General features: G+C 74.3%; 18 protein-coding genes. 6 read left to right on the plus strand and 12 right to left on the minus strand.

What is annotated here, in order from left to right; all coding sequences use genetic code 11:
- Positions 1–8 precede the first annotated feature (8 nt).
- The 3 genes from CRV15_RS11310 to CRV15_RS11320 all read right to left on the minus strand — a co-directional run bounded on the left by CRV15_RS11310 (position 9) and on the right by CRV15_RS11320 (position 3,471).
- Positions 9–1,070, minus strand: coding sequence for an alcohol dehydrogenase catalytic domain-containing protein (locus CRV15_RS11310; RefSeq protein ID WP_003953342.1), 1,062 nt, complete (start codon positions 1,068–1,070; stop codon positions 9–11).
- Entirely contained in the window at positions 1,067–2,485 is a 1,419-nt protein-coding gene (locus CRV15_RS11315; protein WP_003961404.1) for an acyl-CoA dehydrogenase family protein, read from the minus strand. The genes CRV15_RS11310 and CRV15_RS11315 overlap by 4 nt, the downstream gene beginning before the upstream one ends.
- 77 nt (positions 2,486–2,562) lie before the next feature.
- Positions 2,563–3,471 carry an SDR family oxidoreductase gene (locus CRV15_RS11320; RefSeq protein ID WP_009997235.1) on the minus strand — a complete coding sequence of 303 codons (909 nt, stop codon included), beginning with the start codon at positions 3,469–3,471 and terminating at the stop codon, positions 2,563–2,565.
- A gap of 87 nt (positions 3,472–3,558) precedes the next feature.
- Here CRV15_RS11320 and CRV15_RS11325 point away from each other — a divergent pair, with 87 nt between their 5' ends.
- Entirely contained in the window at positions 3,559–4,485 is a 927-nt protein-coding gene (locus CRV15_RS11325; RefSeq protein WP_003953345.1) for a cyclase family protein, read from the plus strand.
- Positions 4,486–4,539: 54 nt separating this feature from the next.
- On the opposite strand, the gene CRV15_RS11330 is transcribed toward CRV15_RS11325, so the two are convergent.
- The 4 genes from CRV15_RS11330 to CRV15_RS11345 form a co-directional block, all read right to left on the minus strand.
- Entirely contained in the window at positions 4,540–5,001 is a 462-nt protein-coding gene (locus CRV15_RS11330; protein WP_003953346.1) for an ATP-binding protein, read from the minus strand.
- 519 nt (positions 5,002–5,520) lie between these two features.
- The gene (locus CRV15_RS11335) at positions 5,521–6,483 is read right to left on the minus strand and encodes an acyl-CoA dehydrogenase family protein (protein ID WP_003961402.1); all 963 of its coding nucleotides are present in this window, start codon (positions 6,481–6,483) and stop codon (positions 5,521–5,523) included.
- Between the two features lie 2 nt (positions 6,484–6,485).
- A complete protein-coding gene (locus CRV15_RS11340) occupies positions 6,486–7,637 on the minus strand; it encodes an acyl-CoA dehydrogenase family protein (protein ID WP_003961401.1) in 1,152 nt (383 codons plus the stop codon).
- The gene (locus tag CRV15_RS11345; protein WP_003953350.1) at positions 7,637–8,896 is read right to left on the minus strand and encodes an amidohydrolase family protein; all 1,260 of its coding nucleotides are present in this window, start codon (positions 8,894–8,896) and stop codon (positions 7,637–7,639) included. Before CRV15_RS11345 ends, CRV15_RS11340 begins: the two co-directional genes overlap by 1 nt.
- 156 nt (positions 8,897–9,052) lie before the next feature.
- Between CRV15_RS11345 and CRV15_RS11350 the strand changes: the two genes are divergently transcribed.
- Together CRV15_RS11350 and CRV15_RS11355 are read left to right on the plus strand one after the other, a co-directional pair.
- Positions 9,053–10,549 carry a class I adenylate-forming enzyme family protein gene (locus tag CRV15_RS11350; RefSeq protein ID WP_003953351.1) on the plus strand — a complete coding sequence of 499 codons (1,497 nt, stop codon included), beginning with the start codon at positions 9,053–9,055 and terminating at the stop codon, positions 10,547–10,549.
- Between the two features lie 268 nt (positions 10,550–10,817).
- Positions 10,818–11,408: a lytic polysaccharide monooxygenase auxiliary activity family 9 protein gene (locus CRV15_RS11355; RefSeq protein ID WP_003953352.1), complete on the plus strand. Its 591-nt coding sequence runs from the start codon at positions 10,818–10,820 to the stop codon at positions 11,406–11,408.
- Between the two features lie 257 nt (positions 11,409–11,665).
- On the opposite strand, the gene CRV15_RS11360 is transcribed toward CRV15_RS11355, so the two are convergent.
- Together CRV15_RS11360 and CRV15_RS11365 are read right to left on the minus strand one after the other, a co-directional pair.
- Positions 11,666–12,181, minus strand: a complete 516-nt coding sequence (locus tag CRV15_RS11360) for an EF-hand domain-containing protein (RefSeq protein ID WP_003953353.1) — start codon at positions 12,179–12,181, stop codon at positions 11,666–11,668.
- Between the two features lie 201 nt (positions 12,182–12,382).
- Positions 12,383–12,769 (minus strand): STAS domain-containing protein, encoded by a 387-nt coding sequence (locus CRV15_RS11365; RefSeq protein ID WP_009997233.1) that lies wholly within the window; start codon positions 12,767–12,769, stop codon positions 12,383–12,385.
- A gap of 322 nt (positions 12,770–13,091) precedes the next feature.
- Here CRV15_RS11365 and CRV15_RS11370 point away from each other — a divergent pair, with 322 nt between their 5' ends.
- Both CRV15_RS11370 and CRV15_RS11375 read left to right on the plus strand, forming a co-directional pair.
- Positions 13,092–13,679: a sigma-70 family RNA polymerase sigma factor gene (locus CRV15_RS11370; RefSeq protein ID WP_003953356.1), complete on the plus strand. Its 588-nt coding sequence runs from the start codon at positions 13,092–13,094 to the stop codon at positions 13,677–13,679.
- Complete coding sequence (locus tag CRV15_RS11375) at positions 13,676–15,067, plus strand: zf-HC2 domain-containing protein (protein WP_003961399.1); 1,392 nt, start codon at positions 13,676–13,678, stop codon at positions 15,065–15,067. Before CRV15_RS11370 ends, CRV15_RS11375 begins: the two co-directional genes overlap by 4 nt.
- Before the next feature lie 161 nt (positions 15,068–15,228).
- On the opposite strand, the gene purU is transcribed toward CRV15_RS11375, so the two are convergent.
- Positions 15,229–16,080 carry a formyltetrahydrofolate deformylase gene (gene purU, locus CRV15_RS11380; protein WP_003961398.1) on the minus strand — a complete coding sequence of 284 codons (852 nt, stop codon included), beginning with the start codon at positions 16,078–16,080 and terminating at the stop codon, positions 15,229–15,231.
- A 73-nt stretch (positions 16,081–16,153) separates the two neighbouring features.
- A complete protein-coding gene (locus CRV15_RS11385) occupies positions 16,154–16,600 on the minus strand; it encodes an SCO4402 family protein (RefSeq protein ID WP_003961397.1) in 447 nt (148 codons plus the stop codon).
- A 224-nt stretch (positions 16,601–16,824) separates the two neighbouring features.
- Here CRV15_RS11385 and CRV15_RS11390 point away from each other — a divergent pair, with 224 nt between their 5' ends.
- Positions 16,825–18,168 carry an ABC transporter substrate-binding protein gene (locus CRV15_RS11390; protein ID WP_003961396.1) on the plus strand — a complete coding sequence of 448 codons (1,344 nt, stop codon included), beginning with the start codon at positions 16,825–16,827 and terminating at the stop codon, positions 18,166–18,168.
- 127 nt (positions 18,169–18,295) lie between these two features.
- Here CRV15_RS11390 and CRV15_RS11395 read toward each other — a convergent pair whose 3' ends face one another.
- Positions 18,296–20,113 (minus strand): hypothetical protein, encoded by a 1,818-nt coding sequence (locus CRV15_RS11395; RefSeq protein ID WP_003961395.1) that lies wholly within the window; start codon positions 20,111–20,113, stop codon positions 18,296–18,298.
- Between the last annotated feature and the right edge of the window lie 893 nt (positions 20,114–21,006).

Below are 21,006 nucleotides of genomic sequence, written 5' to 3' on the forward strand. Positions count from 1 at the left end.
CGCGGCCCTCAGAAGGTGAGCACCGCGCGGGCGACCCGGCCCGCGCGGGCGTCGGCGGCGGCCCGGGCGAAGTCCTCCACCGGGTGCACGGCGGTGACCAGTTCGTCCAGGAGCAGCAGGCCCCTGCGGTAGAACTCGGCGTAGCGCGGGATGTCGTACTGGGGGCGGGAGGAGCCGTAGCGGCAGCCGAGGATGGACTTGTCGAGGAACATCGCGGCGGGCGGGAAGGCGGCCTCCGCCGTGGGCGCGGCCATCCCGAGCAGGACCGCCTGACCGCCCCGGTCGAGGAGGTCGACGGCCCGGCGGACCAGGGCGGGGCTCCCGACGCACTCGAAGACGTGGTCGGCGCCCGTGGGCAGCAGCTCGCGCACGCCGTCGGCCGAGGTGAGGAAGTCGCTCGCGCCGAAACGCCGGGCGGTGGCCTCCTTCGCCGGGTTGGTGTCGACGGCGACGGCGCGGGAGGCGCCCGCGAGCCGCGCGCCCTGGAGGACGTTGAGGCCGACGCCTCCGGCGCCGAGGACGACGACGGTGTCCCCGGGGGCGACCCGGGCCCGGTTGAGGACGGCGCCGACGCCGGTGAGCACCCCGCAGCCGAGCAGCGCCGCCGAGGTCAGCGGGATGTCCTCGGGGATGCGCACCGCCTGCACGGCACGGACCAGGGTGCGTTCGGCGAAGGCGGAGTTCGCGGCGAACTGGAAGAGCGGCTCGTCCTTCCGGCCCCCTCGGGTGAAGACCCGGCGGGGTCGGCCGACGCTGCCCCGGCAGAGGGTGGGGCGGCCCCGGTCGCAGTCGGCGCAGGTGCCGCAGTTCGCGAGCGTGGACAGCGCCACATGGTCCCCGGGCGCCACATGGGAGACATCGGGGCCGACCGCCCGGACCACGCCCGCGCCCTCGTGGCCGAGGACCACCGGAACGGGGAACGGAATCGTCCCGTCGAGCACGGACAGATCGCTGTGGCAGAGCCCCGCCGCCGCGATCGCGACGTCGACCTCGCCCGGTCCGGGGCGCCGCGCCAGCTCCAGATCCCCGACGACGACGGCCTCGGTCCCGTCGAACACCACGCCTCTCATCCCCGCTCCCCCGATCGGCCCGGGTCCGCGGGCCGTTCCCTGGGCAGCTTGAGCACCCGGTCGGCGATGATGTCGCGCTGGATCTCGTCCGAGCCGCCGTAGATGGTGTCGGCGCGGCTGAAGAGGAACAGCCGCTGGTCGTGGTCGAGTTCATAGGGCCGCCCGGCGCTCCACTCCTCGGGCCCGGTGGCCGCGTCCGCCCCGCGGACGGCCATCGCCAGCTCGCCGAGGCGCCGGTGCCAGCCGCCCCACAGCAGCTTGGCGACGCTGGGCGCGCCCGGGTCGCCCTCGGCACCGAGGGTGCGCAGCGCGTTCCAGCGCATGGCGCGCAGCTCGGCCCACTGCCGGACGATCCGGTCGCGGACGACGGGGTCGCGGTCGGCGCCGCGGGCCACGGCGGTGCGGACGATTCCGGCCAGCTCCGCCGCGAAGCCGATCTGGAGGACGAGGGTCGCGACGCCGCGTTCGCGGTCGAGGAGGCCCATGGCGACGCGCCAGCCCTCGCCCTCCCCGCCGACGACATGGGCGGCGTCGGCGCGGGCCCCGTCGAGGAAGACCTCGTTGAACTCACTGGTGCCGGTGAGCTGGCGGATGGGGCGCACCTCGACATGGCCGGGCTGGTCCAGGGGGACGAGGAGGAGGGAGAGCCCCCGGTGGCGGGTGGAGCCGGGTTCGGTGCGGGCGAGGACGAAGCACCAGTCGGCGCCGAGGGCGAGCGAGGTCCAGGTCTTCTGCCCGGTGACGCGGTAGCAGCCGGTGCCGTCCCGGACGGCGGTGGTGCGGACGGCGGCGAGGTCGGAGCCCGCGCCGGGTTCGCTGTACCCCTGGCACCAGTACTCCTCGCCGCGGGCGATGGGCCCGAGGAAGCGCCGCCGCTGCTCGGGGGTGCCGTCGGCGATCAGGGTGGGCGCGAGCAGGTGCTCGCCGATGTGGCCGAGGCGGCCGGGGGCACCGGCGGCGGCGTACTCCTCGGCCCAGACGATCTGCTGGGTGAGGGTGGCGGCGCGGTTGCCGTGGCCGGAGGCGGGCCAGCCGATGCCGATCCAGCCGCCGCGGCCGAGTTCCCGTTCCCAGGCGCGGCGGACCGCGACGGACTCGTGTTCCCGGCCGGGGCCGCCGCCCGCGGACCGGTACGCGTCCGTGAGATGGGTCCGCAGCCACTGGCGGGCCTCGGCCCGGAACGCCCGGTCGGCCCGGGAGGCCCACTCCTCTTCCCCGCCGTCTCCCGTGGCGCTCCCGGCCCGGTCGTCCCGTTCCGCCTCCCCGGTCCCGCCGGAGTGTGCCGGTGGGTCCGTGCGGGCGGTCGCGGCCGTGCGGCCCGCGGTGTCGGTGCGGCCCGCGGTGTCGGCGGTGGTGTCCGCCCGGCCCGCCGTGTCGGTCCGGCCCCTTCCGGGGCCCTGTTCCTCGTCCGTCATGTCCCCCTCCACACTCCGTACTCCGTACAAGGTCACCGCCCGCCCGGTCCGGTCCGCCGGGCACGCGTCCCGCGTGCTCACGCGTTCGGCCGCTCCCCCGAGGCCGCCGCGCGGGCCATCTCCTCCAGCCGGGCGAGCAGGGGCATCGGGTCGGTGCCCACCGTCCCGGGGAGGAAGTCCGCGATGGTCTCCGGTGTCCAGGCGCCGCCCTGCGCGTACGCCGCGCGCAGCTCCCTCGGCTGGGCCCAGACGGCGATCTTGGGACCGGCGACGGTGTACACCTGGCCGGTGATCGCGCGGGCGCGGTCGGAGAGCAGATAGACGACGAGCGGGGCCACGTCCTCCGGTTCGCCGATCTCCGTCAGCTCCATCGGCACCCCGGCCGACATCCGGGTACGGGCCACGGGGGCGACCGCGTTCGCCGTCACCCCGTACTTGTGCAGTCCGAGCGCCGCGCTGCGGACGAGCGAGATGATGCCGCCCTTGGCCGCCGCGTAGTTGGCCTGGGCGACGGAGCCCTGGTGGTTGCCGCTGGTGAAGCCGATGAGGGTGCCGGAGCGCTGTCGGCGCATCTGCGCGGAGGCCGCCCGGAAGACGGTGAACGTGCCCTTCAGATGGGTGGCGACCACCGGGTCCCACTCCTCCTCGGACATGTTGAAGAGCATCCGCTCGCGCAGGATTCCCGCGCCGCAGACGGCCCCGTCGAGCCGTCCGTAGGTGTCGACGGCGGTGTCCACGACCCGCTGACCGCCCGCCATGGTGGAGATGTCGTCGGCGACCGCGACGGCCGTGCCGCCCGCGTCCACGATCTCCTGGACGACCGCCCGGGCCGGTTCGGAGGAGGGCGCGGCGCCGTCGACGGAGACCCCGTGGTCGTTGACGACGACCCGGGCGCCCTCCGCCGCCGCGGCCAGCGCCACCGCCCGCCCGATGCCCCGGCCCGCGCCGGTGACGGCGACGACCCTGTCTGCCAAGAAGTTCCCCACACCGGCCCCTTCCCGCATTTTCTGACGGACCGTTAGATTGAAGGCCAGGCCACCACCAGAAGACAAGCCCCGGGAGGTCCGTTCCCGATGCCCCTGCCACCGGAGTTCCACGAGATCGCCCGGCGCGTCAACAACTGGGGCCGCTGGGGGGACGGTGACGAGCTGGGCACCCTCAACCTGATCACCGACGAGGTGGTGCGCGGGGCCGCCGCGCAGGTGCGCCGCGGCCGCCGGGTGCCGCTCGCGCTGCCGCTGCGGCAGAACGGGGTGCAGACGGGGATCATCCCCGGCCGGATCAATCCGCTGCACACGATGACCCAGATCAACCAGGAGACCTTCGGCCCGGGGAACGTCGCCTTCAGCGACGACGTCGTCACCATGGGACTCCAGGCGGCCACCCACTGGGACGCCCTGGCCCATGCGTCCCACTCCGGCACCCTCTACAACGGCCGCCCCGCCGCGAGCGTCACCGTGCACGAGGGCGCGGCGCACGGCGGCATCGACCGCGTCCCGTATCTCGTCTCCCGGGGGGTGCTGCTCGACGTGGCCCGCGCGAAGGGGCTCGACCGGCTGCCCGCCGACCACGCGGTGACACCGGAGGACCTGGACGAGGCCGCCGAGTTCGGCCGGCTGTCCCCCGTGGCCGGGGACGTCGTGCTCGTCCGGACCGGGCAGATGCGGAGCTGGCTCGACGGGGACCGGGACGGCTACGGCTTCCCGGCGCCGGGGCTCTCGATCCGGACGCCCGAGTGGTTCCACGCGCGCGACATCGCGGCGGTGGCCACGGACACCCTGCCGTTCGAGATCGTCCCCCCGGAGATCGAGGGGCTGTGGCTGCCCGTGCACGGGCTCCACCTCGTCGAGATGGGAATGCTCCAGGGGCAGAACTGGAACCTGGAGGGGCTGTCCGCGGTCTGTGCGGAGGAGGGGCGGCACAGCTTTCTGCTCTGTGCCGCGCCCGAGCCGTTCGCCGGGGCCACGGGGTCGCCGGTCGCGCCGGTCGCCGTTCTCTAGGGCGCGGGGGCGCCCCGGAGCCCGGGCCCGGCCGGGCGGCCACCGGGCCGGGGCTCAGCCCCGGGTGGCCACCGGGCCGCGGGAGGCGCCCCGCCCGCAGACGGCCTCCTCCGGCTGCTCCCGGTCCACCTCGCACCAGATCGACTTCCCGGCGCCCTCGGGCCGCCAGCCCCAGCGGTCGGAGAGGCCCGCGACCAGCTCCAGACCCCGCCCATTGGTGTCCTCGCCGCCCGCGTGCCGCTGCCGGGGCGGTCGGGCGCTGCGGTCGGCGACCTCCACCCGCACCGTCTGGGCCTCGATCGCGCCGCCGCCGAAGAGCATCCGCAGCACGGCCGGGCACCCGGTGTGCACCACCGCGTTGGTGACCAGCTCCGAGATGAGCAGGATCAGGGTCTCGGCCAGGGGCTCACCGTCCTCTATACCGGACCCGGCCAGCCGCGACCGGGCCCATCTCCGGGCCCGCCCCACCTCTGAGGGCTCAGGTCCGACTTCCAACTGAACCAGGAGCTGCTGCACCGCTCACACCATCCGAACCGGCGGACACTTCGCCTCGCGCCTCGACTGGATCATCGCGGGGACCGCCGCCCGGGACCGGGCCGTCGTCATCCCCGGCCGGATCACCGAACGTGACCCCGCTCTCCCCCAGCATGGTTGACGTACAGTCACCGCTACAAGCGCTTCAGGCATATTCCAACGCGAAGGAGTACCCGTCGCGCATCCTGTGCGACGCCTGTCGCGAAGAGTCGAACAGGGGCTCGTGGACCGCCTGGCCAGCGGTCTCGATACGACTCGCATCTCACGCAGCGTACCGGAGACCGGCCCCGGGAACAGGGCGCGGGCACCGGGCGAAGGACACAGGTCAATATCGACGCACAGTGACCAAAACGGCGTTCGCCCGTCCGCCCGGAGCACCGGGGGCACGCCCCGGCGCGGGTCCGGGCGCTCCGCGCGGACCCGGGCGCCCGGTACGAGCCGGGCGCCCCCGGCCGGGCGGACGGGTCCCGCCACCGCGCCCGGCCGGTCCCGGACTCCTCCTCAGCCGGTGTCCAGCGCCTCCGCGCAGACCTCCTCGGCCTGCGCCGCCGTGGGCCGCGCCCGGGCCCGTACCCAGGCCCTCTTCAGATGCAGATGCACCTCGGCCTCCCAGGTGAAGCCCATCCCGCCGTATACCTGGAGACAGTCGCGGGCGTTGCGCACGGCGGCGTCGTCGGCGAGGAGCTTGGCCCCGGCGACGGCGACCGGGTCGGCCCCGGCCGGGCCCGCGAGGCCGGCGGAACCGGACGCGGCGGCCGTGGCGGGCCCGGCGAGGACGGCGGCGGCGTGGAGGGCGCCGCGTGCCAGTTCCGTCCGTACGAGTGCGTCGGCGCACAGATGTTTGACCGCCTGGAAGGCACCGATGGGGCGGCCGAACTGCTCCCGCTCCCGGGCGTGGCGGACCGCCAGCGCCAGCGTGCGCTCCGCGCTGCCGAGTTGCTCCGCCGCCGTGAGCAGCGCCCCCACCGCGTCGTACGGGCCGGGGGTCCGCGTGGGCACCCGGTGGAGCGGGGTGAGCGGATCGACCGACCGCAGCGGCACGGCCCCGGCACGCACCGCCGCCGCCGGGGCGGGGGCCCCGCGGCACCAGACCCCGTCCGCCGCGTCCAGCCAGGCCACCAGCTCCCCGTCCAGCCAGGCCACGGCCTGTTCGCCCCGGGCGGCACCCGGCAGCGCGCCCGCCGCGAGATGGGTCCCGACCAGCGGCCCGGGCAGCAGCACCCGTCCCGCCTCGGTGAAGACGAGCACCGCCTCCAGCAGACCGAGGCCCGCGCCGCCCGCCTCCTCGGGGAGCCGCAGCGCGAAGAACCCGGCCTCGCCCAGGGCCCGCCACACCTCCCGGTCCAGCACGGGCGCGGGCAGCGCGGCGGCCCGCCCGGGGGCGTCCCCGGGCCACAGCCGGGCGAGGAGCCGCCGGGTGTCGGCGCACAGCGCCCGCTGCTCGGCGCCGAGCCTGAAGTCCACCGTCAGCCGCCCTTCGGAAGGCCGAGGACGCGCTCGGCGATGATGTTCCGCTGGATCTGCGAGGTACCGGCGGCGATGGTGTACGCGAGCGAGGAGAGCCGCTCGGACGTCCAGGGGCCGTCCAGGTCCAGCGCCTCGTCCCCGAGCACCTGCGCCGCCGTCTCGTACAGCTCCTGCCGGGCCTGCGAGTAGCGCAGCTTCAGCACCGAGCCGCCGCTGCCGGGGACGCCGCCGGAGTGCTGCGCCTCGCTCACGTTCGCCTGGACGAGCCGCCACAGCGCGGTGAACTCGGCGGCCAGCCTGCCGAGCGCGCGGCGCAGCACGGGGTCGTCCCAGCGGCCGTTCGCGCGGGCCGTCCGGGCCAGCTCCGCGAGGGTGCGGCGGCAGGCGACGACCTCCCCGGCGAAGGCGGTGCCGCGTTCGAAGGAGAGGGTGACCATGGTGACGCGCCAGCCGTCGTTCTCGGCGCCGACGCGATGGGACACGGGGACGGGCACCTCGTCGAGGAAGACCTCGGCGAACTCGGCGGACCCGGCGAGTGTCCGCAGCGGCCGTACCGTCACCCCCGGCGCGTCCATGGGCAGGGCGAGCCAGGTGATGCCCCGGTGGCGGGCGGTGTCCGTGCCGGTGCCGATGGCGGGGCCGGTGCGGACGAGCAGTTCGCACCAGTCGGCGACCTCGGCGTGGGAGGTCCAGATCTTGGAGCCGGTGACGCGGTAGGTGTCGCCGTCGCGGACGGCCCGGGTCCGCAGCGAGGCGAGGTCCGATCCGGCGCCGGGCTCGCTGAATCCCTGGCACCAGATCTCGTCCCCGCGCAGGATCGGATCGAGCCAGCGCGCCCGCTGTTCCGCCGTCCCCTCGGCGATGATGGTGGGCCCGGCGTGCAGCAGACCGACGAAGTTGGCGCCGACGTAGGGGGCCCTGGCCAGCTCCGTCTCCTCCAGGAAGATCAGCCGCCGGGCGGGGGACGCGGACCAGTGGAGCCCGGCGTATCCGGCGTCGTACAGCAGCCGCTGCCAGGCGGTGTCGTACGCGCGGCGGCCGGGCCAGTCGGCGGGCGACGGCGGCGGGGGCAGCGTGGGCAGGGTGCGGGCGAGCCAGTCCCGCAGCCCGGCGCGGAACTCCTCTTCCTCCTCGGTCGGGGCGAGGTCCATCAGCGCCCCGGGGTCCGGGTCGCCGCACGGCCACCGTCGCGGTCCCGGTTCTGGTCGCGGTCGCGGTCCCGGTCCAGGTCGAGGCCGAGCATCCGGATGGCGTTGCCGCGCATGAGCTTGTAGACGGTCTCCTCGTCGAGCCCCCGGACATGGTCGAGGGCGATCTCCTTGGTGTGCGGGAAGGTCGAGTCGACATGCGGATAGTCGGTCTCGAAGGTGGCGTTGTCCCGGCCGACGGCGTCCAGCGCGGCGATGCCGTGCCGGTCGCGGAAGAAGCAGCAGTAGATCTGCCGGTAGTAGTAGGAGGACGGCGGCTCGGGGACGATGTCCCGCACCCCGCCCCAGGCGCGGTGCTCCCGCCATACGTCGTCGGCGCGTTCCAGGGCGTACGGAATCCACCCCATCTGGCCCTCGCTGTAGGCGAGCCGCAGCGCGGGGAACCGCACCAGGACCCCGCTGAAGAGGAAGTCCATCATCGAGGCCATCGCGTTGTTGAAGCTCAGCGACGCCTGCACGGCGGGCGGGGCGTCGGGGGACGCGGCGGGCATCTGCGAGGAGGACCCGATGTGCATGTTGACGACGGTGCCGGTCTCCGCGCAGACCGCGAAGAAGGGGTCCCAGTGGCCGGAGTGGATGGAGGGCAGGCCGAGGTGGGTGGGGATCTCGGAGAAGGTCACGGCCCGCACCCCGCGGGCCGCGTTCCGTTCGATCTCGGCGACCGCGAGACCGACGTCCCAGAGCGGGATGAGACACAGCGGGACGAGCCGGCCGCCGCTGTCGCCGCACCACTCCTCGACCATCCAGTCGTTGTAGGCGCGGACACAGGCGAGAGCGACCTCCTTGTCGTGCGCCTCGGCGAAGGTCTGGCCGCAGAAGCGGGGGAAGGTGGGGAAGCAGAGCGACGCCTCGACATGGTTGAGGTCCATGTCCTTCAGCCGCTCGGCCGGGTCCCAGCAGCCGGGCCGCATCTCGGCCCGGGTGATCCCCTCCAGGGTCATCTCGTCCCGGTCGAAGCCGACGGCCGCGATGTTCCGCTTGTACGGGAACCGCAGGTCCTCGTAGATCCACCAGTCCGTGGGCGGCCCCTCGGGGTCCATCGTGATCCGGTACTTGCCGCCGATGTAGGCGAGCTGTCCGATGCCCGCCGTGAGCGGCTGCGGGCCCCGGGCGCGGTACCGGGCCGGGAGCCAGGTCTCGAAGAGATGGGCCGGTTCGATGACATGGTCGTCGACGCTGACGATCCGAGGGAGTTCAGCCATGGTGTCCCCTTCGCCCGCTCCCGTTGATCTGACGCTTCGTCAGATACGTTCGGACGCAGGCTAGCCGCGCACCCCTGGACCGACAAGCGGGGCGGACCTAGGCTCTCGTCGCTCTGTCTGACACCGCATCAGTTCTTTCTGTGGAGGCGTACGGACATGAACACGACCGCGCACGCGCTCTCCGGCTCCCCCACCCTCTGGGAACTGCTCCGCGGCCGGGCCGCGGCCTCGCCGGAGCGGACCGCGCTCCTCCAGGGGGACCGGGAGCTGACCTTCGCGGAGCTGCACGACCGGGCCGAACGGGTCGCCGCCGGGCTGCACGGGCGCGGGGTGCGGCCGGGGACGGTGGTGGCCTGGCAGCTCCCCACCCGGATCGAGACCGTCCTGCTCATGCTCGCCCTCGCCCGGATCGGCGCGATCCAGTCGCCGGTGATCCCGTACTGCCGCGACCGGGAGGTGTCCTTCGCGCTGCGCACCGCGCGGGCGGAGTTCTTCGCGGTGCCCGGCGCATGGCGGGGGTTCGACCACACCGCGATGGCCCGGCGGATCGGGGCGGCGGGCCTCTTCGAGGCGTACACGGAGCTGCCGGAGGGCGATCCCGCCACCCTGCCCCCGCCGCCCGCCTCCGGGACCCAGGTCCGCTGGATCTACTGGACCTCCGGCACCACGTCGGACCCCAAGGGCGTGCTGCACACGGACCGTTCACTGATCGCCGGGGGCACCACCCTCGCGGGCGCCCTGCGGCTCACCCGGGACGACGTGGGCTCGGTCGCCTTCCCGTTCGCCCACATCGGCGGCGCGGACTATCTGGTGATGCAGCTCCTGCACGGGTTCCCGGTGGTCCTCTTCGAGAGCTTCGCGCTCCCCGGGGCGCTGGCCGAGTACCGCAGGCACGGGGTGACCATGGCGGGCGGCTCCACCGCCTTCTACACGCTCTTCCTGGCCGAACAGCGCAAGCGGCCCGAGCGCCCGATCCTCCCGGCCCTCCGGCTGCTCGCGGGCGGCGGCGCGCCCAAGCCGCCGGAGCTGTACCACGCGGTGGTGCGGGAGCTGGGGTGCGAGCTGACCCACGGCTACGGCATGACCGAGGTGCCCATGATCACGATGGGCTCCCCCGAGGACACCGCGGAACAGCTCGCCACCACGGAGGGACGCCCGCCGGACGGCATGGAGATCCGGATCGTGGACGACGAGATCCGGCTCCGCGGGGAGGCCGTCTGCCAGGGGTATCTCGACCCGGCCCACACCGCCGAGGCGTTCGACGAGGAGGGCTTCCTGCGCACGGGCGACCTGGGGCGGCTCACCCCGAGCGGCCATCTCGTGCTCACCGGCCGCCGCAAGGACATCATCATCCGCAAGGGCGAGACCATCTCGGCCAAGGAGATCGAGGACCTGCTGCACACCCACCCCGGGGTGGCCGACTCCGCCGTGATCGGGCTGCCCGACCCCGTCCGGGGCGAACGCGTCTGCGCGGTGGTCGAACAGCCCCCGGGCGCGGCGCCGCTGACCCTTCAGGCGGTGGTGTCCCATCTGCGGTCCCAGGGCCTGGCCCCGCACAAACTCCCCGAACAGCTCGAAGTCCTGGACGAGCTGCCGCGGAACGAGGCCCTGCGCAAGGTGCTGAAGTACCGGCTGCGGGAGCGCTTCGCCTGAGCGCGGCGGGCCGGGACGCCGCGCGCTCACGGGCCGCGTCCACGTCCTCGCCCAGACCCTCGTCCGGCCGCCTGTCCGGGGCTCGTCCGGCGCCTGCCCGGGCCCGTTCAACGCCCGTCCGGGGAGCCGGGGGTGGAAGAGAGCGCGGCCGATTCTGCACTTGCTGTGGACACGCCTACATGGCAGGTCTACTCTCGGACTTGGTCTAGACCGCAGCTCGTCCGTCCTTCGAGCCGTCCCCACGGCTCCCCCCACAACGGAGCGAAGCATGCGCAGAAAACTGACCTCTTTACTCATCGGCCTCGGCATCACGGGCACCTCGCTCTTCGCGATGACCGGCAGCGCCCAGGGCCACGGCTACACCGACTCCCCGGTGACCAGCCGCCAGAAGCTGTGTGCCAACCGCACGGTGGCGAACTGCGGTTCGATCGTCTGGGAACCGCAGAGCGTCGAAGGTCTCAAGGGGTTCCCGGCCGCGGGCCCCGCCGACGGCACCATCTGCGCGGGCGGCAACAGCCGCTTCTCCGAACTGGACGACCCGCGCGGCGGAGCCTGGCCCGCCACCCGGGTCAGCGGTGGCTCCGCGCAGAACTTCACCTGGCGCTTCACCGCACGCCACTCCACGACCGACTTCCGCTACTACATCACCAAGGACGGCTACAACCCCTCCCAGCGGCTGACCCGCGCCGCCCTGGAGTCCCAGCCCTTCCTCGTCGTCCCCTACCGGGGCCAGCCGCCCGAGAGCCTGAGCCACTCCGGCACCCTTCCCCGTAAGACGGGCAAGCACCTGATCCTCGCCGTCTGGACGATCGCGGACACGGGCAACGCCTTCTACGCCTGCTCCGACGTCCAGTTCTGAGCCGCACCCTCCGCCCCCACCCGACGGGACCCGCCCACCGCTCGAACGGGCGGGTCCCGTCCGCGTCCGGACCCGGTGAGGTCCGCCCCCGCACCGCGGACCCCGCCGGTCAGCGGAGCCGGGCGCGGCACACGTTCGGGTGGACCGCGCGTACCGGGGCCGTTCGGGGCATGGGGGCGGGTGGGGGCGTACGAGACTGAGGGGGTGGGCCGGTGTGCGGGGACGGGGCCCCGCCCGGGGCGGGCGGGGCAGGGGGGTCAGGGGTGTTCGGGGGTCACGTAGTAGGACGCGAGCGCCGCGAGTACGTCCTCCTCGCCGATGCGGCCGTCGCCGTCGCGGTCGAGCGCGCGGGCGGCCTCGGCGGCGCGGTCCTGGGCGACGCCGAGAACCGTGAGGGCGCGGGCCGCCGAGGCCGGGGTGAGGCCCGTGCCGTCGGGATCGGCCACGGCCATGACCGCGTGCAGGAAGGGACGGGCGATCCCGGCGAACCGCCCCGGGTTGTCGCGGAGCCGTTTCACCGCGCCGGTGACGAACTCCTGCCGGGACACCCGCTGGTCCCCGTCCACATCGGCGATGCCCGCCATGCCCTGCCAGAACGCCTCCGCCCCGCTGTACAGGGCCTGGCCCCGCTCGCAGCGGGCGGTGACGGAGAACTCCGCGAGGAGCGCGGCGGCGGCGCCGCTGAAGTCCTCACGGTCGATGTAGCCATTGCCGTCCTGGTCAAAGGCGGCGAAACGAGACGCGATCGTGCGCTCGTACTCTGCGCTGTCCATGCGGGGAGCGTAAGGCCAGCTGCCGCTTACCCGTGCAAGTACCAGCGAACGAGGGGGAATCGTCCGATAGATCCCCCTGGGGGCGCTCCCCGGGGCACCCCCAGGACCGGCGTCCGGCTCAGCGTCAGAACCGGTATCGGGCTCAGCGTCGGAACCGGTATCGGGCTCGGCGTCAAAACCGGTATCCGGCTTGGTGGGCCGTCACGCCGTCAGCCGCCCCGGCCGCTGCCCCGGCCCCTCCCCGGTGGCCGCCGTGACATCCCCGTACACCTCGAAGAGACGGCGGACACCGAGCGCGCCGAGGACCCGCCGCACATGCGAGCCGTCCGCCGGGCGCCGCGCGGGCAGGACGAGACGGAGCCGGCCCCCGCAGGAGTTCAGCAGCCGCCGGGCCGCGATCAGCACCCCGACCCCGCTGGAGTCGCAGAAGACGACATCCGTCAGGTCGAGCACCACATCGCGGCGGCCCGCCGCCACCGCCGCGTGCACCTGGCGGCGCACCTCCGGCGAGGACAGCAGATCCAGCTCGCCCCGGATGTGCAGTACGGTCCACGGGCCGTGCCGGGACTCGTTCACCATGAGGGTCACACCCGACCTCCTCGTCGCATTCGTCTCCACCGCGTCCGGCGCTTCCCCGCATCCCATCGCATGCCCGCCGCGGTCTCCTTGAGCCACACAGAGCCCCTTACCATCTCGGCCTTCCCCGGGGGGCGCACTTGATGCAAAGGGGCGTGCGGAACGGCCGTGCGCATTACATTCACCGGGGAGGGGACACGGGATACGAGGACCACGAGGGATACGAGGAAGCGGCAGGGGAGCACCAGGAGTACGGAGACCACGGGATGCACGCCGGCACACGCGGACGCGTCCCGCGGCAGAGGCAGGACGCACCACGAGGCTTGGGGGCCGGATGGCAAAGGACGCAGCGCCGCGCTGGGACCGGAAGATGCAGCAGCGGCTGGCGCGGGGCGAGGCCGCCGCGCTCGGTGAGCTGTACGACAGGTTCGCCTCGCTCGTGCACATGCTGGCCCATCGGGTGCTCGACGACGAGGAAGCCGCCGACCAGGTCACCCGTGAGGTGTTCGGCTATGTCTGGGAGAACCCCGACGCCTACGACCCCAAGCAGGGCTCGATGCGTTCCTGGGTCGCCAAGCTCACCAACAGCCAGGCCGTCCACCGGCTGCGGCAGACCGAGGCGGCGGCGCTCGCCGACGGCAGCGGCTCGCCGGAGGAGCGGGAAGAGCTGGAGCTGAAGGTCCGCCGGGCGACGGTGGCGGCCCGCGCCGACTACATCGTCACCTCGATGCCCGCCCCGCTGCGGGCCGCGCTGGAACTCGCCTACCACCAGCGCAGGGACTACCGCGAGACCGCCCGGGACCTCGGGGTGAGCGAGGACGAGGCCCGGCGCAGGCTGCGGCTCGGCCTCCAGTTGCTGTCCACCGCGCACGCCAGGCCGCTGGAGGGTTCCTCGCCCCCGGGATACGGGCGGCCGTGGTGAACGGCGTGCCCCACGGCCCCGGGCCGGGCGAGGAGCGGCGGCCCGGTGACGAACGTCCCGACACCGGAACGGGGGCCGGCACCACCGGCCCCGGCGGCGCCGACAGCACCGGGCGCGCCCGGCCGCGGATACCGGCGCCCCGCACCGCCGCCGACGATCTCGATCCGCAACCACCCCCGGCCACTCCCCCGCCCGCGCACCGCGGGCCCGAGTCCGGGACCGTCCCGTCCGAGGCCGATATGCCCGCAGTACCCCCCGTCCCCAGCGCCCGCGGTCCCCACGACGGCGACGACGACACCCACAGCGTGCTCAAGTCCTTCCTGGGCGCGTGGGCGCTGTCCGCCTGCTCGCCCGAGGAGAGCGCCGCCGTCGAGGCCCATCTCGGCGAGTGCGCTCCCTGCGCGGACGAGGCGCTGCGGCTGCGGGACGCGGTCGGGCTGCTGCACACCGAACGGGATCTCGACCTCGATCCGCTGCTGCGCTTCCGGGTCCTGGAGAACTGCCTCGGCCGCCGCCCCGCCCGCATCCCCGTACCGGACTGGGCCGCTCCGTACGATGCCGAGACGGCCCGGCTGGACGCGCTGCTGCGGGACATAGGCGAAGCGGAGTGGAACCGCCCGGTGCGGCTGCGCTGGTTCGAGTCGGACGAGCAGGTCTCCCGCACCACCACGGTCGCCGGGGCCATCGGCCATCTGATGACCATGGACGGGCTGGTCGCCGGGGCGCTGGGGCTCGATGACCCGCTCGGCCGGGACGCCCCGTGCGCACCGGTGGAACGGACCGAGAAGTTCTGGCGGGGCGAGAGCTTCCCCGTCGCGAGCGAGGTCCACGACCCCTGGCGGGACCAGAGCCACACGCTGATCCGCACGGTGTCCTTCGCGGGCCGCGAGGTCGCCGAGCTGTCCATCTCCTACAGCGACTTCTCGCTGCCGCTGCGGGACTCCCTGCTGGACCGCGCCTTCGAGTGCTGGATACACGCCGACGACATCGCGGACGCCGTGGACTATCCCTATGAGCCGCCCCGGGGCTCCCATCTGCACCGGATGATCGACCTCGCGATGCGGCTGCTGCCCGCCGCGCTCGCCGGACGGCGCCGTTCCGGGCGGGCGGGACCGGCGAGACACCTGGTGAGCGCCGGATCGCCGGGCCGCTCGCTCCATCTGGAGATCGAGGGCGCGGGCGGCGGCAACTGGTACATCCCGCTCGACTCACCGGCGGCGCTGGGCTCCCCCGACCACACCGTGGCGCAGGTGGCGCTGGACCGGATCGAGTTCTGCCAGCTCGTCGCCGGGCATGTGCCGCCCGACGAGGCCGCCGCCGGACAGGACGGGGACCGGCAGGCGATCCGGGACGTGCTCTTCGCCGCCGCGTCGCTCAGCCGGATGTGACGCGCGGAGAACGGCCCGCGGCGACGACACGCGACGGCACGAGGCGCCACGCAGCGCCATGAGGAAGAAGAGCGGGAAGAGGGGACGGGTGGCGGGGGCCCGCACGCCCCCGCCACCCGTCGGCCGGACCGGGCGGCCGCCCGTCGGCCCGCGGAGCCGTGTCAGTCGAAGACGACCGTACGGCGTCCGTTGAGCAGAATCCGGTGCTCGGCGTGCCACTTCACCGCCCGTGCCAGCGCCTGGCACTCCACATCGCGGCCCACCGCCACGAGCTGTTCCGGGGAGAGCCCGTGCCCCACCCGCTCGACCTCCTGCTCGATGATCGGGCCCTCGTCGAGGTCGGCCGTCACATAGTGCGCGGTCGCGCCGATCAGTTTCACACCCCGGGCGTGCGCCTGGTGGTAGGGCCGCGCGCCCTTGAAGCTCGGCAGGAAGGAGTGGTGGATATTGATGATCCGCCCGCTCAGCTCCTTGCAGAGGTCGTCCGACAGCACCTGCATATAGCGGGCGAGCACCACCAGCTCCACGTTCTCCGCGCGCACCAGCTCCAGGAGGCGCGCCTCCGCCTCCGGCTTGTTCTCCTTGGTGACCGGGATGTGGTGGAACGGGATGTGGTACGAGCCGGCCAGCTCCTCGAACTCCCGGTGGTTGGAGACCACGGCGGCGATCTCCACCGGCAGTGCGCCGATCCGGGCGCGGAAGAGCAGGTCATTGAGGCAGTGACCGAACTTGCTGACCATGAGCACGATGCGCATCGGCTCGTCCGCGCGGTTGATCCGCCAGTCCATCTGGAAGGCGTCGCCGACGGCGGCGAAGCTGGCCCGCAGCTTCTCCAGGGTCACCGGCTCCTCGGCCGAGAACTGGACCCGCATGAAGAACAGACCTGTGTCCTGGTCCCCGAACTGCTTGCTGTCCTCGATATTGCATCCCGTGATGAAGAGGTAGCTGGACACCGCGTGCACGATGCCCTGCTTGTCGGGGCAGGAGAGCGTCAGGACGTACTGGTCGGTCATCCCCGTAGGGTGCCACACCGGTGGCGCCGGGGGCGGAACGCGTCCGCCCACCGGACCGGCCGGGGGACGGGTGTCAACCGGAACGTGTCATGATCCGCAGCACATCGAGGGAGCGGGGCGGGGTCTCCGGGTCCTCGCCGTCGTTGGCCGCCAGCCGGGCATGGGCGTCCCGGCAGGCGCGCACCGCCTCCGGCCAGGCGTGGTGGGCCATGAACTCCGACACGGGGGCGTCCGCGCCCACCTGGTGCATGATCCGCAGCACCCGCAGCACCGCCACATCCACCAGCGCCGCCTCGTTCGAGTCACGGAAGACCGTGCCGACGTACTTCTCGGCGGACCAGTTGTCCAGCCAGGTGTCCTCCACCAGGCGGTAGACGGCGTCGGTCACATCCCCGTACCCCTCCACCCCGGGGAGCCAGGTCTCCTGGTGGAAGACGGGGTCCGAGAGCATGTGCAGCGCGGAGCGCACCTGCGCGCGCCAGCGCCACCAGGGCATGTCATTGAGCGGCATACCGCCCATGGTGGAGGAGCGACGGCCGCGACGGGAAGAGGGACCGGGTCCTTGCTGCTGCTGCACGCCCTCGATCGTACGTTCCGCCACCGACACTCCGGACAGGGCGGTCCAGAACCGGCGTCGCGGACCGTACGGAACGGGGGGCGGGCTCCCGCAATTCACCTGCCCGACACTCCTCGTTGGAGAACGCACACTCCCCCGTTACCCGGGTAGCGGAAATGTGAGGGCCCATGAGTGGAAGGCGACGTTCGTACCCCTCCTGCCCCTCCCGACCCCCTGTACCCCCGGCCCCGGTCCCGGCCCCGTTCCGCGCGCTGCGGGCCCTGCGCGCGCTGCCCGTGGTCACCGCGGCGGCCGGGGCGCTGCTGGTCTCCGGCTGCGGTCTGCTCCCCGGCTCCGGCGGCGGCGAGGCGCCCGTGACGGTGATGACCTTCGCCCCGGAGAAGACCTCGTCGACGAATATGCCGGGAATGCCCGCCATGGCCCATGCCTATGCCCGCTGGGTGAACGACCAGGGCGGCCTGGGCGGCCGGGAGCTGCGCGTCATCACCTGCAACGAGCGGAACACCGCCCGGGGCGCGGGCGCCTGCGCCCGGCAGGCGATCGAGGAGAAGGTGGACGCCGTCGTCGGCTCGTACAGCCAGCACGGCCATGCCTTCATGTCCCCGCTGGAGGTCGCCGGCATCCCCTTCATCGGGGGCTTCGGACTCTCGAAGGACGAGTTCGGCAGCTTCCTCTCGTACCCGGTGAACGGCGGACAGGCCACGCTGCTCGCGGGGCACGGCGTACAGCTCGCGGACGTCTGCGGGAAGGTCGCGCTGGTACGGCCCGACTCGCTCGCCGGGGACCAGCTCGCGCCGCTGCTGAACGCGGGGCTCGCGGAGGCGGGGAACGAGACCACCGACGTCCTCGCGCCCGACGACGCCACCGAGTACACGGACGCGGCCGACGAGGCCCGCCGCACCGCCGGGGCGGGCAGAAGCGGCGACGGCTCCCGGCCCGGCTGTGTCACCGCCGCGCTCGGCGACCGGACCGAGACCTTCTTCGACTCCTTCCGGCGGCTGCCCGCCGAGGGTCCTCGGGTCAGGGTCTCCTCGGTGATCGGCAGCGTGGGGCAGCCGCTCATCAACCGCACCGGCGGGCGGAACGGCCCGTTCGAGGGAGCGTTCATCACCGGGTGGTACCCGGACGCGGGCGACAGCCGGTGGGGCGAGATGCGCCGGGTCATCGACGAGTACGCCTTCGGGGACGACCGGATCGACCCGGCGGACGTGGGCGTGCAGACGACCTGGATCGCGTACACCGCGCTGCGCGAGGTCGTCGAGTCGCTGGACGGCGGGGAGATCGGCCCCGGGGACATCACCCGCGCCCTCGACGGCGGGCTGCGCGTGAGCACCGGCGGGCTCACGCCCGAGCTGCGCTGGGAGTTCGACGACATGTTCGGCGCGCCGGACTTCCCCCGGATCGTCAATCTGCGGGTGACGTTCCAGGTGGTGCGGGAGGGGCGGCTGGTGGCGCAGCGGGAGGGATTCGTGGATGTGCGCGATCCGCTGACGGAGTCCGTGCGGATGTGACGGGGGCGGAGGCAACGGGTAACGGGTGGGGTGCGTACGTGGGTGCGGTGCGTACGGGGGCGCGGTGCGTCGGGTGCGGTACGTACGCGGGTGCCGCGCGGCTCGCGGCGGGGCGGGGTCGGAGCCGTCAGAGCTGGTCGCCGCCGCGCGCGGTGAGTCCGTACCGTGCCGCGATCGGGTTCCACCGCTCCGAAGCCTCCTTCTTGGCCTCGGTCGCCCTGCCGCTGGCCGCGTTGCCCCGGGCGGTCCGGCCGGTGGGACGGGCCTTGTCCTTCTTGCAGCCCTTGGGGCGCGCCGCCTGGTCCGCCCAGGCCGCGTAGTGGTCGTCGGCCTCGGCCGACGCCTCCCACGCCGCCGCCAGCGACCGGGTCAGCTCCCGGTGTCCGGGCAGCCGGTCCACGGTCAGCCCGTCGAGCCGGGTGACGAGGCCGCGGCGCTGTTCGGCCGCGCCCCGGAGGTCCGCCGCCGCCTGCGGGAGGGCCGTGCACCGTTTGATGTTCTCGACCGAGCGGATCACGGCGGCGCGGCTGTCGTTGCTGTCGGCGAGCAGCCGGTCGAGTTCCCGGGCCTGCGGGCGGGCCGAGTCCTGGGCGGGGGTCCGGTCGGGCGCGGCGCCCGCCGGTCCGTCCGGGCCCGGCGCGGACGGGGAGACGGCGGAACGGTCACCGCCGGGGCTCTTGTCCTTGTCCCCGCCGCCTCCGCCGCCGAAGAGCGCGGCGCCGACGCCGAGGCCCAGCACCGCGCAGCCGACGACGACCGCCGCGATGACGGGCACGCCCACCGGCCTGCGCTCCCGGGCGGGGCGGGCGCGGCGCCGTGAGCCGCTTCCGGCACCGGGGGCGCGCCGGGACGGCGGGGCGGCGGGCGGCTGCGGCGGGCGCGGTGCGGCTGCGGCGGAGCCGCGGAAGAGATTGTCGAACTCGGCGGGTGTGCCGCGGTCGTCGGCGGGTGCCGAGTGGTCCCCCGGGGCACCGGGCCTGATGCCGTAGGGGGCGCCCGTGGGGGGCGGCGGCACGGACGGCCCGGCAGGCACCGGCGGCATGATCCGGGTCGCCGGGTCCTGGGCGGGCCGCTCGGGCGGCAGCGCACCGGCCCCGGTGGCCCGCACCGGCGGAATCACCTGCGTGGGGTCCCCGGCGGCGGCCGTCTGCGGCGGCAGCGGTCCCGCGCCCACCGGGGGAATGACCTGGGTCGCGTCCGACGCGGATGCCCAGGGGGTCTGCGCGCCCACCGGCGGGATCACCTGCGTCGCGTCGTCCGGGACGCCGGGGGCGCGGTCCCCGGCCGGTCCCGGCCTGCGCCGCCGCCCGGTGCCGGGCCCCGGCCCGGGGCCCGGCGGCCGGATCGCCCGCGTCGGGTCGCCCGCGGCACCGGCGACCGGCGGAATCACCTGGGTGGCGTCCGCGCCATCCGGCCCGCCGGACGCCCACGGCGCCGACGCGGGCACCGTCCCCGCGCCGAGCGGCGGAAACTCCCGGCCGCCACCGGACGCTCCACGCCTGCGGCGGGACCCCGTCCCCGGCACCGGCGGAACGGGCCACGCACCCGACCCGGCGTCCGGCGCCTCAGGGGCCCAGGGGACATGCCCGGCGCCGCCGCCCGGTGCTTCAGGGTCCTGCGGCGGCAGGGGTCCCGCGCCCACCGGGGGAACGGCCTGGGGCTCGTCAAAGACGTCCGACGCGCCGTACGGCCCCGGGGGGTACGGCGGACGGGCCGGGGGGAGGGGCTGCGCACGGACGCCGTGGCCGGTGGCCGATACGGACTCCGGGCCCTGGGCCCACGGCTGCGCCGGTGCCTCCGGGGCGGCCTCGGCGGGCGCGGCCCACCAGTCGCCCTCCGCCTCCGGGGCGGTGAAGGGAGTGGAGCCGTCGGAGGGGATGATCACGCCCTCATGGGCGGGGCGGGCGGCGGGGCGCCGATCCTCACCCTGGCCGCTGTGCGTCACCGGAACTCCTCCATCAGAACCTACGGAACCGTCGGGTCACGCTACCGGGTGCCCCGGCTGCCGCCGTAGCCACAGGGCGGAACCGGGCCCCGCCGCATGCCTCAAGTCCCTGCTGGGACAGGCCCTGTGACGGTGGTCACGCGCCCCCGGGGGCGGTGGCCGGTGCCCACCGGAAGGACCCGCATCCCGGAAGGCCGGACACCGGGGCCGGAGTCGGCGTCGGCGTCGGCGGAGCCGGAAGAGCCGGTGCCGGAAGGCCCGAAGCCATCGCCGGAGGGCCGGAGGGCCGGTGCAGGGGGGCCGTGGTCGGCGGAGCGGCGGCCGGGGTGCCGGACGGCCTTGTGCCCGGCCGAGAGGCAGCGGACGGTGCCGGAAGGCCGGGGGTTGGAGGACCGACAGGGCCGGAACTCCTGAGCACAGGAGGCAGCGGTGCCGGAAGACCCGGAGCCGTGGCCGGAGGACCGGGGGACGGGGCGCCGGAGAGCCCGGTCCGGGAGCGCCGGCAGAACCAGAGGCCCCGGTGCCGGAAGGCCGGGTGCCACAAGCCCCGGAGCCAGAGCCGGAAGAACCTGCGCCCCAGACGCCCCGCGCCGAAGACACCGGCACCGAAGAACCGGCGGACCGAACCCCCACCGGAGCAACAGCAGGTCGACAGGACCGGCGCCGGAGGCCAGCAGGCCGCGGGCCCGATACCGGGGTCAGCAGACCGGAACGCCCAGTGCCGCGAGACCGCGAGCGCCACAGGCCCCGGAGCCACAGCCGAAGGACCCGCGCCCCAGACGCCCCGGACCGGAGACACCGGCACCGAAGAACCGGCGGACCGGACCCCCACCGGAGAGACAAGGGCCAGGGGTGCCGGAGGTGTGCGTGCCGGAACACACGGTGCTCGGACG

The organism is Streptomyces clavuligerus (assembly GCF_005519465.1).
GTDB classification, from domain to species: domain Bacteria; phylum Actinomycetota; class Actinomycetes; order Streptomycetales; family Streptomycetaceae; genus Streptomyces; species Streptomyces clavuligerus.